Below are 12,123 nucleotides of genomic sequence, written 5' to 3'. Positions count from 1 at the left end.
CATCAGCTAGTGTGGGCAGTTTGAAACAAACTATGCATGAAAATGAAATGATGGAAATAAAACGCGATTCATACTTGCATAGACAAATTATAAAATATCAGCCCAAATTTTTACGGCCGTCGCTAAAATTAACCCTGCTAAAATAACTTGCAATATTTTTGTGTTCATTTTTTGCCCCATTTTTGCTCCTAAAGGAGAGGCGATTAAGCTGGCAACAACCATGATGATGGAAGGAATCAGTTCCACTTGACCCGTTGTGATTTTTCCAAACGCCGAACCAATGGATGAAATAAACGTAATCGCCAGCGAAGAGGCAATCGTCATTCGTGTTGGAATCTTTAACACAACAAGCATAATCGGCACTAGCAAAAACGCTCCCGCTGCGCCAACGATCCCTGAACCAATCCCAATGACAAGCGCTAATGCAGCGGCCAGCCATTTGTTAAAAGTCACTTGATCGCTTGGAATATCGTCAATGCCTTTTTTCGGAACAAACATCATGACAGCAGCCAATGCGGCGAGAATACCATACACGACATTAATCGTTCCTTCGCTCATCATTTTCGAACCGAACCCGCCAAGAAAACTGCCGATTAAAATACTAATCCCCATATAAAGAATTAACGTTTTATTTAAATAACCGCTTTTTCGATATGCCCAAACACCGCTAATCGTCGCAAATAACACTTCGACTGCACTAATTCCTGACACTTCACGGGCGCTAAACGAAGCAAGCCCAAATAGCGGCGGAAGATAAAGCAGCATCGGATATTTAATAATGGCCCCGCCAATGCCAACCATGCCAGAAATAAACGAACCGATAAAGCCAATGAGGAAAATCACGATAACGAAATTTAACGTCACTTCCATCAATCCATTACCCCTTTTGACTTTTCGAAAACTAAGGGGTACTTTATACGTACCCCCGAACGATTATTTTCTTTTAACCCAAAATTTCCATACACCATTTTCTTCTTTATAATCGACTAGCTCATGACCACTCACGTTTATCCAAGCAGTTAGATCATTTTTTGCTCCTTGATCCGTCGTTTCGATTTCAAGTATTTGACCCGGTGGCAATTCATCGATAGCCTTTTTTGCCTTCACAACGATCATGGCACAAGATAATCCTTTTGTATCGACGACCTTATTCCCATTCATTTTCTCAACTCCCTTCAAATTAACGGGTATGATGCAGCGCGCAACGGTTTGGACCGATTTCGAGTTCTTGCTGTTGTTCCATGTCGACCGCTTTCAGCCCGCGGTTAATCGCTACGATGTCTTCAAAGTTTGGCGGTGTCTCTGTGTTTGCGTTTTGAACAACCATATCGATAAATTCTTGTTTTTGCTTATGCTGCATCATTTCGTTGCGGGCGCGAATATTGCCTAATGTGTCGCCGATATATCCCGCTTTGTTCATTTCTTCATCCAAATTAGCGTAATGGGCAGGCAGAACGATTACATCATCCGCAATCGCAGCCACTTTTTCGTATACCGTGTCATACAAATCCGCGGCCCATTCCGCCGCTTTTCCGCCTAAATCCGGGCGTCCGAGTCCGCCGACAAAAATCGTATCTCCAGAGAAAAGCAGTTGATTGTTTACGAAGAAGGAAACACTTCCCGGCGTATGTCCTGGCGTTTTCACCGCCAATACTTCTAATTGTACTTGCGCAAAATCAATGCGGTCATGTTTTTCCAGCGGTTCGAAATCAAACACCGCTCTTTCGCTTTTCATCAAGTAATATGTCGCACCTGTACGTTCCGCCAACGCTTTTCCGCCGGAAATATGATCTGCATGTAAATGGGAATCGACGATATGCGTAATCGCTGCTCCTTCTTCTTGCGCGACTTGTTCATATACATCAATAAACCGCGATGGATCAACGACAAGCGCTTCTTTTCCGGAAATCACCATGTAAGAGAGGCACCCTTTTCCGAGACGAATGAATTGATATACTTTCATCTTGTCATCTTCATATACTTTTGCTCTGTGAAGATGTTCGCTCCACGCTTTCATGCCGCCAACGAGCGTATAAATGTTGTCAAATCCTGCTTCTACTAATTGTTCTGCCACAAACGCCGCTGAACCGCCCTTGGCGCAAACGACGACAACATCTTTGTCTTTTGGAAGGCGGTCAATAACCGAATCTACACCATCAATCAACTCGAAGTATGGAACATTAATATATTCAAAATTCTCCCCTTCAATTTTCCAATCATGAAAATCGCTTTCGTTGCGTACGTCGAAAATAACGAGATGTTCTTTATTTAATACTTTTTCTGTCAATGTTTGCACCGTCATTTCTTTTACTGCCATTTTCATACCCCCTATAGTATATTTATTTTTTAAAAAAACCGCTCAATCAGGATTGAGCTGTATCGAGCGGTCCTTCCCATTTCGACATGCCTGGGACGACATTCCATACATTAGCAAATCCTTTTTCGGTTAATTTTTGTGCCGCTAAATCGCTGCGCGTTCCAGTACGGCAAACCACATAAATCGTTTTATCCTTCGGCAGCTCATTGATGCGGTCTTCTAATTCTCCAAGCGGAATTGACACAGCGCCTGGTATATGTCCGAACGCATACTCCGCCGGTTCGCGGACATCTACAATGACCACAGAGTCATCATTTATTTTTTCCGCCAGCTGCTCGTTGGAAATCACATGAGGATATGTTGCTTCGTCTTTTGTCTCATGGTCACTTGCTTTACGAATATAATGTTTTAACACGTTTCCTTCCTCGATCGTTCCCAAATATTGATGGCCGGTACTTTCCGCCCATGCTTTGATATCGGCTTTCGAACCTTTATCGGTTGCCTGTACTTCAAGGACTTGTCCCGGTTGTAACTCATTGATCGCTTTTTTTGTTTTTACAATTGGCATTGGGCAAGATAATCCTTTTGCATCAATGGTCATATTTACTCGAATCATGCTGCATTCCTCCTTTTGCCGTTTTATTTATTCCACAGGTCCTTCCCATTCCAACATGCCACCATTCATATTGATCACATGATATCCATGACTTTCTAACAGCTGTGCTGCGCGTCCGCTTCTTCCTCCCGAACGGCAAACAAGGATATATTCCTTGTTTTTATCCAGCTCATTCATGCGAAATTCGAGCAATCCTAACGGAATATTGATCGCACCAGGGATTTTCCCGGCCGCCACTTCATCTGCTTCACGAACATCGATAATGTTCAGCTGTTTTCCTTCTTGAAGAAGTTTTTCTACTTCTTTTGCCGTTAATTGTTTCATTAACGATCCCCTCCTTTTTTTATGACCAAGCGTTCATTCCGCCTTTTACGTTTGTTACGTATTGGAATCCAAGTTTCTTCAATAGTCTGCTGGCTTTTGTGCTTCGCATTCCGCTTTGGCAAATTACAATCACTTCTTTTTCTTTGGATAATTCATTCGCGCGTTTTGGCAATTCATGAAGCGGAATATTTTTAAATCCGCGAATATGGTTCGCACGAAATTCCGCGGGAGTACGTACATCCACATACTGCACATCTTTTTTTCCTAATTCTTTCTTTAGCTCTGCTGTCGTCATCATCCGTACTCCGCGCGGTGGAATGACGCGGCTTGCAATAAACCAAACGAGCAACAGGAATAAAACGATATTTATTACTGTTTGTGCCATTCGTAATCACCTTTAAATGAATAAGTTTATGTTCCCCTCTGAAGCATCCGCCAAATACGTTGCCACTCCAGCAAACTCAATGCCATCGATCAATTCTTCTGGCTTTAATCCTAATAAATCAACGGTCATTTGACACGCGACTAATTTAACCCCCTGTTCTTTTGCCATTTCGATTAATTGTGGCAGCGGCATCGCGTTATGCTTTTTTATAACGTGTTTGATTAATTTTGGTCCGATGCCGCCAAAGTTCATGCGGGAAAGCCCCATGCGATCCGCTCCACGCGGCATCATTTTGGCAAACATTTTTTCCAAAAACCCTTTTTTCACCGAAATATGCCCGTCTTTTCGCAATGCGTTTAATCCCCAAAACGTATGGAAAATCGTGACGTCATGGTCATAAGCGGCGGCACCGTTCGCGATGATGTAAGCTGCCATCGCTTTATCGTAGTCGCCGCTAAATAAAATAATTGTTGTTTTTTTCTTTTGTTGCGACATTAAGTCCCCTCCTTCCATATACATATACTTATATAGGTATATGAACAGCTAAAAAATTACCCTTTTTGAATCCAAAACGTCCATACGCCATTTTCTTCTTTCATATCAATAACCGTATGGCCGCTTGCTTTCGCCCATGCCGGCAAGTCGCTTTTCGATCCTTTGTCGGTCGTTTGAATTTCGAGCACTTGTCCTGATGTTAATTCATCCATCGCTTTTTTCGCTTTTACAACCGGCATTGGACAAGCTAATCCCTTCGCGTCTAATACTTTATTTACATTCATGATGGATAACCTCCTTGTTATCTTACTATTACCCCTATAGGTATATTAGTATGGATAAAAGAGTGTGTCAACCCTTTTTGAAGAGTTGACTTATCTGCTTTTTACTAATAGCTCTACTGCCTCTTTGACTAAATGTTCCGTTTTTTCCCCTTTTTCCATGCTTTCGCGGAGACAATTTTCTAAATTGGTGCTTACAATGACCGCAATGGCGCGATCGATCGCATTGCGTGCCGCCGATAACTGCGCGACAACGCTTTTGCAGTCTTTTCCTTGTTCCATCATGCTAAGAACACCTTTTACTTGTCCTTCAATCCGTCTTAAGCGGTTTTTGATTTCTTTATTGTATTCCATTTTTCATTTCCCCTTTCTCGACAAGGACAATGGATGATTGAATAGCTTTGTACGTCAAAACCGTGACGGCGTAAAAAACGTATGCCTAAATTTTTTTCGATTTCATCGTTTGCAATAATATGAATCGATTTACTCGGAATATTAGAAAAATGCCGTTTTAAATAAGCATACGGAATATGAAGCGAATTAGCAATAGGCGGTTCTGTCGCTTCATTATAATCACGAATATCTAAAACAATCATATCCTTGATTCGTTCATCGGCTATATCTATACATGGAACATTGTTTACCGGATAATAACGGCGATACAATGCCATAAATAATAAACCGAAAATAATCAGGCTAATGATATTCAAATGGCGATCACCTCGATCCATTACTGTTATCCCCGCTTATTATATACCCTAATAGGTATATTAGCAACTGTTTTATTTTAACAATATATGGATGAATGATGTATCGTTCATCATCCCGACATGTATTGAGACAACCGCTGTTGCCTCAATACGTTAGCAATATGCCGTATACGGTTGGATGAAAGGATAAAAATTCCACATTCTGGTGTTTTGTTTTCATATATTCCAACAATTGTTGAGAAGGAATTCTCTCATGAAGCGGCGGCCCCATTTCGCTTTCCACCGCTTCCCATTCAATGATCAGAAATTTTCCGTTCGGTTTCATCACCCGTTCGATCTCAGCAAGCACTGCGTCATGATCATCTACTTCATGAAACACAAACGACATGAGTCCTTTGTCCACTGATTGTGCAGGCAAAGATGTATTAGATACATCTCCAAGTATATATTCGATATTATCCACTTGTTCTTTTTCTGCGTGTTTCTTTAAAAATTCCAACATTTCTCGTTGTACATCCACCGCATATACTTTTTCTTTCGTCTTTTTCGCCATTGGCACGGTAAAATACCCATTGCCGGCTCCTAAATCAGCAATGACATCTTGTGTTCCGATTTGCAATATCTCTATCACCCTTTCTGGATCAATGATTTCTTTTCGCTTCGGATCTAACAATTTTTCCGCCTTTTCTGGATGAAAACGATGCCCTGCCATTCATAAATCCTCCTGTATTCTTTCTTTAATGGTTATTATAATCAAAAAGCTTCGGAATCCATAATCCGAAGCTTTTTCTTGCTGATGCATTTTTAGCAAACCGCACAACGGTTTGGATCGCTTTCCATTCCCCGTTGTTCTTTATCTGGTTGAAATTTTTCTATATTCGTTTGACGCACTTTCAATCGTATATGCTTCTTTCCTTCCGTTTCCAATCATAGAATTCCTCTTTGTTGCGTACATCCAAAATGAATCGTTTCACACCGCTTGGAAACGGGTTCTTTTACAGGAATTACGTCCCGTGCCTCATTAGCGCTGCAACAATTGCATGATGGCGTCCGGATCAAAGCCAATTACCCATTGGCCATCAATTTCGATTTGTGGAACTCCGATTTGCCCCGTTGTTTCAACAAGTTTCCGCGCCGCGATAGGATCCCGCTGCACGTTTACTTCTTCAAACGGAACGCCTTGTTCACGTAAAAAGTTTTTCACCATTACACAATACGGACATGTCGTTGTTGTATATACCGTAACTCGTTTCATTTTCATCCCTCCACTAGAACGTCAACGTAATGTCGGCGTCTTTCGCAAAGTTTAAAAATGTAGCCGCTCCAGCGACTTCAATTCCATCGACAAATTGATCTTTGTCAAGGCCCATGACGTCCATCGTCATTTGGCATGCAACCAGTTTCACACCTAATTCTTGCGCCATTTTTACAAGCTCTTCGATTGACGGAACATTCGCTTTTTGAAATCCTTCTTGAAAATGCTCTTTTCCTTCTGGAAGCGGTAAGTTTTTATGTGCTTCTTTATGAATGAGATTCAACCCTTCAAATGTGAAGAAAATGCCTACTTCTGCCTCTGATGCCGCTGCCGCTGTGGCAATATTGAATACTTTGTATGCGTCAAATAAACTACCGTTAGCTGCGATAATCGCTACTTTCATCAAGAATTCCTCCTCGTTTTTTCTCGATCATAGTTTTTACAAAATAAAATATTTTATTTACATATACATGTATGGGTATATAACCTAGTCCTTATAGTAATCGATTTTTCCATAAATGTCAACTAACAAATATAAAAAATGTCGAGCAGGAAGTCCTACTCGACCTGTTTGTCTTTCAATCCGGCCCAAAACGCAGCAACCACAGACAACGCCACAATAAGAATTGGTGCATACATAATAAGAAATGTTTGCATGTTATGCTCCCCCTATAATTGTCCTTTTACATATTTTTTGTTGAATAAAAACAATCGCATTAACAAATACAGCGATGGAATTAATAACAAGAACCCGGCGATAAACGCGATAATAAGCGCGATCGCCATTGTTTGATTCGTAAATCCGTCGTAAATCGTTAAGTATGGGTACAACAAATATGGATAGTGAGAAATGCCGTATGCATAAAACGCGAACGCATATTGCAGCAGCAAGCTAATAAACGCCCAGCCGAAATGTCTCTTTTTCCAAAGCAAATAAACGGTCAACACGAAAAACAGAAATGATATGGCAAACATCCAAGCAATGTTGAACATGTTGCTATAATGCTCCGGATTATGATGCCGCAGCTGATAAATGATGAGGAGCGCCGATAAAATCGTTGGCCCGCTCCAACTTAGCGCATATTTCCGCAGCAATTCGCGCGCCTGCATATCCCCCGCTTCATTGGCGTAATACGTTAGAAATGTAGCGGAAATATAGAGAACGCTCGTAATGCTTAACAACACAATACTCCAAGTAAGCGGGCTGACAAACAGCTCTTTATATAATAAAGTGAGTGTTTCCCCGCTTTTCTCCACAAATCCTCCTTCCGAAATCGTCAGCACAATCGACAGTGACGCCGGAATAAACAGCCCTGTTAGCCCGTAGGCAAGCAAATACCAATTTCTTTCCGTCCCGCCATACGTATGAAACGCATAATACGACCCGCGGATCGCCAAAAGCACAATGGCAATGCTGGCAGGAACGAGCAAAATCGAGCCGTAATAATAGGCAGTTTTCGGGAAAAAGCCGACGATGCCGACGAAGAAAAAGACGAGAAACACGTTCGTCACTTCCCATACCGGGGAAAGATAGCGCTGGATAATTTTATGCAAAATATGCTTTTTCTTGGCAAAATCGCTGTATGCGCTGAAAAATCCAGCACCAAAGTCAATCGAGGCGACTATAACGTATCCGAACAAAAACAGCCATAAAACAGAAATGCCAACAATCTCCAACGTCATTCCGCCATCACCTCCTGCTGGCCTGAACGTTCCGCCAACTCCCGTTCGACTGGGTTTTTGCGGAACATGTTAATCAGCACCGCCGCACTCGCGATTCCTAAAATAAGATACAAGATCGAAAATAAAATGAGCATCGTATCGACATGCGCTGACGATGTCGCCGCTTCCGCCGTTTTCATATAACCGCGCAAAATCCACGGCTGCCGGCCGACTTCGGCAAGATACCATCCCGCTTCAATCGCCAGCATGGAAAGTGGACCGGAGGCTACCAACAGGCCGAAAAACCATTTTTTCGCGACAAACTTCCACTTAAATATTTTTCCAAGCCAATAAACCGCCGCTACAACGGTAAGAAACACGCCAAGCGTCACCATTAAATCAAATAAATAGTGAATGTAAAGCGGGGGCGTTTCCTCCTTCGGAAATTCGTTTAATCCTTTTACTTCCGCGGCAGGATGATTATGCGCCAAAATGCTTAATGCGTTTGGAATAATAAGCGCATTTTTTATATTGTTGTTTTCATCAAGCATCCCGAACAAGACAAGCGGCGCATGGGTGCTCGTTTCAAAGTGCCATTCCGCCGCCGCTAATTTTTCCGGCTGATATTCAGCTAAAAATTTTCCTGATAAATCACCGACAAGTGCACTTACAAGTGAAAAAATCAAAGCTGTTTTCATCGTTAAATACAGTGCTTTTTTGTGATAAATATGCCGGTTGCCTCGCATTAAATGCCAAGCGGCGATGGACGCCAAGACAAAAGCACAAGTCATATAGGCTGTCGCTAATACGTGCGCTACTTTTGTCGGCGTCGCTGGATTAAACATTGCCACAAGCGGCTCGATATTTGTGATGACTCCGTTTTTCAATTCAAAACCTTGCGGAGTATTCATAAACGCGTTTACCATCGTAATAAACATTGCTGATGCCGAAGAACCGATGGCAACCGGAATAAGCAGCAACAAATGTTTTTTCTGATTTTCGAATCGATCCCACGTATATAAATAAATGCCAAGGAAAATCGCTTCAAGAAAGAAGGCAAACGTCTCCATAAACAGCGGCAGACTGATAACTTGACCTGCAAGTTGCATAAAGTTCGGCCATAATAACGACAGCTGCAATCCGATCGCCGTTCCCGTCACAACGCCGACGGCTACCGTAACGACGAAGCCGCGCGTCCATCTCCGCGCCAGCAAAATGTAATGTTCATCGTTTTTGCGGATGCCTACCCATTGAGCAATCGCAATCATTAACGGGACGCCGACACCGATCGTTGCATAAATAATATGGAACGTCAGCGTCAGTTCTGTAAGCACTCGGCTAAACAGAACTGGATCATATTTCCACATCGCAATATCCTCCCTTTATGAAAACAATCTGCCAACCATCGACAGAAGCATAATCACTGCAACAAAAAAACTAACCATCACAAGCCATTTTTCTTGGCGTTTCCACACATTTTTTCCTCCTTTGATTCCTCTTGCTCTTATTTATTTTGTCAACAATTTAACAAGATACTGAAATTGTGATGTTTTTCACAAATTTGTCATGATTAACAGAGTTATAAAGGTAAAAATGTTTTATACCATACAATTTTTTATCCATTATGCTTATCGATCCCAAAAATAAAATGGTTACCATCGACAATGATGATAACCATTTTCTTATGCTTTATACAAAGAAACAAAAAAATAATAACCAAACAACAGTGTGACAAATAACACTAAAAGTGCTAAAAACCAAATAAGAAAACGAGCGGTACGAAATGTTTGTTCATTAATTTGCCTTGCTTTTTGGAAATAGCTAATAGTGGCAAAAACAACCGTACACACTCCCGTTACGACAGACAACGTTCCAATCATTTGCACTGCCATGTTGGATAAAGAATGATGGGACGATTTGATATGCAAGTTAATGATGAGAAATCCAATTCCTGTTATAGCGATAGCCGTTCGTATCCACGCTAAAAACGTACGCTCATTGGCGAGATGCTGTTGAATATATTTGGAGTCTTCCGTTGGTACTTGCGCTTTCTCCTTCATTTTCCACACACCTTTCTTCCATAAACATTACTGACGAATAAAAAACCCCCTATAGTATACTAGCCTTTCCGTCAAGCTGTCTACTATAAGGGGATGGGAAGGCAATTATAATTGACATTCCCGATTTGCACTTCGATTGTATAGTGGAACAAATTCCTTTTCTCCTTTCCTAGCCACTGTTGCTGTTTTTTATTGTATACAAACAAACGCAATGACAAACAAATAAAAAAAGCTGCCTTCAAAGCAGCTCTATGTCACACGGATTATATATATTTCCGATGCACTGTTTTTCCATCATACGTAAATAATATAGGCTTCTCTTCCACCACCGTTTCCATATGAACAGGACGCCCCCATAGCTGATAAATATACGGAAGCACTTTTTCTAAATATTTAATGTCTAATTCAATCCCTTCATACCAATGTTTTAAATATAATTCACCATTGCGCATATAGTCCCCGTCATTGACCGTAATGTACGGAAACCCGCCATTGACCCGCATGTTCACGAGTTGATCACGAATGTGCTCCCAGTCTTTATCGACAATCTTATACTCTTTTCCTTGTTTTTGGAATAAATACATATCTTCACGCATCACTAGCTCTTTCGTTAAATAATTGCGCAAAAATGAAATATCGGATTCCAATTCACGCACTTCAAAAATTTTTTCGCGTCCCGACCCTGGCTTCACCCCACGTTTTTTCATTTCCTCGGTTGGGTTATTCCAGCGTTCTTCAATGTCTTCAAAAATTTTCAATCCTAAATAGTACGGATTAATTCCTGTGCGCGACGGCTGTACGACATTGGCGTTTAATTTGGCGAATTCAATCGCTTCGTCGCTTGTTAAGTCCATTTCCCGTAAAATGCGCTGATGCCAATACGTCGCCCAGCCTTCATTCATGATTTTCGTCTCGAGCTGTGGCCAGAAATAGAGCATTTCTTCGCGCATCATCGTTAAAATATCGCGCTGCCAGTCTTCCAGTTCACGACTGTATTCCTCGATAAACAACAATACGTCTTTTTCCGGCTGCGGCGGAAACTTCCTGCGCTTTTTGCGCGGAGGCGGAGCTGGACGATCTTTTTCATCAAGCTTCCATAAATCGTCATATGGCGTCGCTATTTTTGGCGGCTCTTCCTCTTCGTATACTTCCGTATCTTCCCACGTCCACGATAATTTTGGACGAAGCAATGACGGGTCGATATGCTCTTGAATCGCCAATACCGCATCTAAAAATTTTTCTACTTCTAATTTTCCATATTGGTGTTCGTAATGTTTGATTCTCTCGGCGGTCGCAGCCATGCTTTCGACCATATCGCGCTTTGTATTGCTAAAGCGCACGTTATTTTTAAAAAAGTCGCTATGCGCCAGCACATGAGCGACAATTAGTTTATTTTGGATTAACGTATTCGTATCTAGTAAAAACGCGTAACACGGGTCAGAATTAATCACCAACTCATAAATTTTGCTTAATCCCAAATCGTACTGCAACTTCATTTTGTAAAACTGCTTGCCAAAGCTCCAGTGGGAAAACCTTGTTGGCATACCGTACGCACCAAACGTATAAATAATATCCGCCGGGCAAATTTCATAACGCATCGGATAAAAATCCAACCCAAATCCTTCGGCGATTTCCGTAATTTCAGCAATCGCCCGCTCCAACTCCTTTAATTCATCTTGTCGCATGCACATCTCCCCCCTTTTCCTCTTATCACAATGTATGAGAAAAAAGGAGTTTTGATACGTATAAGTCTGTCTTATATTTCTCTGAAGTTATGAAACGGTTATTCGGCCTTCTTATGTCCAAATGCAATGGATAAACTTCGTTAGTCCATGAAACGTTCTTTCACTGAATCATACCGGCCCTATTTGAAACGATAGAGAATAGAGTATATAGCCGTTAACTGAATTTCTTTACACCCCTAACTGTTCACTTTTAATAACAAAAGAGTCTTGGAAAAAGCCTAAAGGGTTCCGTTTTGAGATGAAAAAACTTAAATTCACATCAATTTTGTCAAA

Annotated in this window: 18 protein-coding genes; all 18 read right to left on the bottom strand. The window is 41.4% G+C overall.

Going from position 1 to position 12,123, the window contains the following annotated elements:
* Nucleotides 1-87: 87 nt before the first annotated feature.
* Complete coding sequence (locus tag AC1WMD_RS00370; protein WP_494255723.1) at nucleotides 88-870, bottom strand: sulfite exporter TauE/SafE family protein; 783 nt, start codon at nucleotides 868-870, stop codon at nucleotides 88-90.
* 63 nt (nucleotides 871-933) lie between these two features.
* The gene (locus tag AC1WMD_RS00365) at nucleotides 934-1,161 is read right to left on the bottom strand and encodes a sulfurtransferase TusA family protein (RefSeq protein ID WP_042410879.1); all 228 of its coding nucleotides are present in this window, start codon (nucleotides 1,159-1,161) and stop codon (nucleotides 934-936) included.
* Nucleotides 1,162-1,180: 19 nt separating this feature from the next.
* Entirely contained in the window at nucleotides 1,181-2,317 is a 1,137-nt protein-coding gene (locus tag AC1WMD_RS00360) for an MBL fold metallo-hydrolase (RefSeq protein WP_494255722.1), read from the bottom strand.
* A 46-nt stretch (nucleotides 2,318-2,363) separates the two neighbouring features.
* The gene (locus AC1WMD_RS00355) at nucleotides 2,364-2,933 is read right to left on the bottom strand and encodes a sulfurtransferase TusA family protein (protein ID WP_017436640.1); all 570 of its coding nucleotides are present in this window, start codon (nucleotides 2,931-2,933) and stop codon (nucleotides 2,364-2,366) included.
* A gap of 27 nt (nucleotides 2,934-2,960) precedes the next feature.
* On the bottom strand, nucleotides 2,961-3,257 hold the full coding sequence (locus AC1WMD_RS00350; protein WP_494255721.1) for a rhodanese-like domain-containing protein: 297 nt from the start codon (nucleotides 3,255-3,257) through the stop codon (nucleotides 2,961-2,963).
* Nucleotides 3,258-3,276: 19 nt separating this feature from the next.
* Nucleotides 3,277-3,642 carry a rhodanese-like domain-containing protein gene (locus AC1WMD_RS00345; RefSeq protein ID WP_494255720.1) on the bottom strand — a complete coding sequence of 122 codons (366 nt, stop codon included), beginning with the start codon at nucleotides 3,640-3,642 and terminating at the stop codon, nucleotides 3,277-3,279.
* 12 nt (nucleotides 3,643-3,654) lie between these two features.
* The gene (locus AC1WMD_RS00340; RefSeq protein ID WP_012749267.1) at nucleotides 3,655-4,137 is read right to left on the bottom strand and encodes a DsrE/DsrF/DrsH-like family protein; all 483 of its coding nucleotides are present in this window, start codon (nucleotides 4,135-4,137) and stop codon (nucleotides 3,655-3,657) included.
* Between the two features lie 56 nt (nucleotides 4,138-4,193).
* Nucleotides 4,194-4,421, bottom strand: a complete 228-nt coding sequence (locus AC1WMD_RS00335) for a sulfurtransferase TusA family protein (protein WP_494255719.1) — start codon at nucleotides 4,419-4,421, stop codon at nucleotides 4,194-4,196.
* A gap of 90 nt (nucleotides 4,422-4,511) precedes the next feature.
* On the bottom strand, nucleotides 4,512-4,772 hold the full coding sequence (locus tag AC1WMD_RS00330; protein WP_012749266.1) for a metal-sensitive transcriptional regulator: 261 nt from the start codon (nucleotides 4,770-4,772) through the stop codon (nucleotides 4,512-4,514).
* A complete protein-coding gene (locus AC1WMD_RS00325) occupies nucleotides 4,739-5,149 on the bottom strand; it encodes a rhodanese-like domain-containing protein (protein WP_494255718.1) in 411 nt (136 codons plus the stop codon). Before AC1WMD_RS00325 ends, AC1WMD_RS00330 begins: the two co-directional genes overlap by 34 nt.
* A 124-nt stretch (nucleotides 5,150-5,273) precedes the next feature.
* The gene (locus AC1WMD_RS00320; protein WP_494255717.1) at nucleotides 5,274-5,840 is read right to left on the bottom strand and encodes a class I SAM-dependent methyltransferase; all 567 of its coding nucleotides are present in this window, start codon (nucleotides 5,838-5,840) and stop codon (nucleotides 5,274-5,276) included.
* A 309-nt stretch (nucleotides 5,841-6,149) separates the two neighbouring features.
* A complete protein-coding gene (locus tag AC1WMD_RS00315; protein ID WP_166911784.1) occupies nucleotides 6,150-6,383 on the bottom strand; it encodes a glutaredoxin domain-containing protein in 234 nt (77 codons plus the stop codon).
* Nucleotides 6,384-6,396: 13 nt separating this feature from the next.
* The gene (locus tag AC1WMD_RS00310; RefSeq protein WP_017436630.1) at nucleotides 6,397-6,786 is read right to left on the bottom strand and encodes a DsrE/DsrF/DrsH-like family protein; all 390 of its coding nucleotides are present in this window, start codon (nucleotides 6,784-6,786) and stop codon (nucleotides 6,397-6,399) included.
* 155 nt (nucleotides 6,787-6,941) lie between these two features.
* The gene (cydS, locus tag AC1WMD_RS00305; protein WP_017436629.1) at nucleotides 6,942-7,040 is read right to left on the bottom strand and encodes a cytochrome bd oxidase small subunit CydS family protein; all 99 of its coding nucleotides are present in this window, start codon (nucleotides 7,038-7,040) and stop codon (nucleotides 6,942-6,944) included.
* A gap of 12 nt (nucleotides 7,041-7,052) precedes the next feature.
* A complete protein-coding gene (locus tag AC1WMD_RS00300; RefSeq protein WP_081160287.1) occupies nucleotides 7,053-8,066 on the bottom strand; it encodes a cytochrome d ubiquinol oxidase subunit II in 1,014 nt (337 codons plus the stop codon).
* Complete coding sequence (locus tag AC1WMD_RS00295; RefSeq protein ID WP_494255716.1) at nucleotides 8,063-9,412, bottom strand: cytochrome ubiquinol oxidase subunit I; 1,350 nt, start codon at nucleotides 9,410-9,412, stop codon at nucleotides 8,063-8,065. The genes AC1WMD_RS00300 and AC1WMD_RS00295 overlap by 4 nt, the downstream gene beginning before the upstream one ends.
* 315 nt (nucleotides 9,413-9,727) lie before the next feature.
* The gene (locus AC1WMD_RS00290; RefSeq protein ID WP_043903639.1) at nucleotides 9,728-10,105 is read right to left on the bottom strand and encodes a YidH family protein; all 378 of its coding nucleotides are present in this window, start codon (nucleotides 10,103-10,105) and stop codon (nucleotides 9,728-9,730) included.
* A gap of 263 nt (nucleotides 10,106-10,368) precedes the next feature.
* On the bottom strand, nucleotides 10,369-11,790 hold the full coding sequence (locus tag AC1WMD_RS00285; RefSeq protein WP_043903638.1) for a SpoVR family protein: 1,422 nt from the start codon (nucleotides 11,788-11,790) through the stop codon (nucleotides 10,369-10,371).
* Between the last annotated feature and the right edge of the window lie 333 nt (nucleotides 11,791-12,123).

This window comes from Parageobacillus sp. NEAU-HV-2, from assembly GCF_059115485.1.
The sequence above is the reverse complement of the archived record's forward strand: the minus strand, read 5'-3'. Positions and strand labels throughout refer to the sequence as shown.

What these genes read in the sequence shown, in the direction of transcription:
- AC1WMD_RS00290 (WP_043903639.1), bottom strand. Translation starts at nt 10,105, where the DNA reads ATGAAGGAGAAAGCGCAAGTACCAACGGAAGACTCCAAATATATTCAA.
- AC1WMD_RS00345 (WP_494255720.1), bottom strand. Translation starts at nt 3,642, where the DNA reads ATGGCACAAACAGTAATAAATATCGTTTTATTCCTGTTGCTCGTTTGG.
- AC1WMD_RS00355 (WP_017436640.1), bottom strand. Translation starts at nt 2,933, where the DNA reads ATGATTCGAGTAAATATGACCATTGATGCAAAAGGATTATCTTGCCCA.
- cydS (WP_017436629.1), bottom strand. Translation starts at nt 7,040, where the DNA reads ATGCAAACATTTCTTATTATGTATGCACCAATTCTTATTGTGGCGTTG.
- AC1WMD_RS00365 (WP_042410879.1), bottom strand. Translation starts at nt 1,161, where the DNA reads ATGAATGGGAATAAGGTCGTCGATACAAAAGGATTATCTTGTGCCATG.
- AC1WMD_RS00370 (WP_494255723.1), bottom strand. Translation starts at nt 870, where the DNA reads ATGGAAGTGACGTTAAATTTCGTTATCGTGATTTTCCTCATTGGCTTT.
- AC1WMD_RS00320 (WP_494255717.1), bottom strand. Translation starts at nt 5,840, where the DNA reads ATGGCAGGGCATCGTTTTCATCCAGAAAAGGCGGAAAAATTGTTAGAT.
- AC1WMD_RS00350 (WP_494255721.1), bottom strand. Translation starts at nt 3,257, where the DNA reads ATGAAACAATTAACGGCAAAAGAAGTAGAAAAACTTCTTCAAGAAGGA.
- AC1WMD_RS00295 (WP_494255716.1), bottom strand. Translation starts at nt 9,412, where the DNA reads ATGTGGAAATATGATCCAGTTCTGTTTAGCCGAGTGCTTACAGAACTG.
- AC1WMD_RS00330 (WP_012749266.1), bottom strand. Translation starts at nt 4,772, where the DNA reads ATGGAATACAATAAAGAAATCAAAAACCGCTTAAGACGGATTGAAGGA.
- AC1WMD_RS00315 (WP_166911784.1), bottom strand. Translation starts at nt 6,383, where the DNA reads ATGAAACGAGTTACGGTATATACAACAACGACATGTCCGTATTGTGTA.
- AC1WMD_RS00325 (WP_494255718.1), bottom strand. Translation starts at nt 5,149, where the DNA reads ATGGATCGAGGTGATCGCCATTTGAATATCATTAGCCTGATTATTTTC.
- AC1WMD_RS00285 (WP_043903638.1), bottom strand. Translation starts at nt 11,790, where the DNA reads ATGCGACAAGATGAATTAAAGGAGTTGGAGCGGGCGATTGCTGAAATT.
- AC1WMD_RS00335 (WP_494255719.1), bottom strand. Translation starts at nt 4,421, where the DNA reads ATGAATGTAAATAAAGTATTAGACGCGAAGGGATTAGCTTGTCCAATG.
- AC1WMD_RS00310 (WP_017436630.1), bottom strand. Translation starts at nt 6,786, where the DNA reads ATGAAAGTAGCGATTATCGCAGCTAACGGTAGTTTATTTGACGCATAC.
- AC1WMD_RS00300 (WP_081160287.1), bottom strand. Translation starts at nt 8,066, where the DNA reads ATGACGTTGGAGATTGTTGGCATTTCTGTTTTATGGCTGTTTTTGTTC.
- AC1WMD_RS00360 (WP_494255722.1), bottom strand. Translation starts at nt 2,317, where the DNA reads ATGGCAGTAAAAGAAATGACGGTGCAAACATTGACAGAAAAAGTATTA.
- AC1WMD_RS00340 (WP_012749267.1), bottom strand. Translation starts at nt 4,137, where the DNA reads ATGTCGCAACAAAAGAAAAAAACAACAATTATTTTATTTAGCGGCGAC.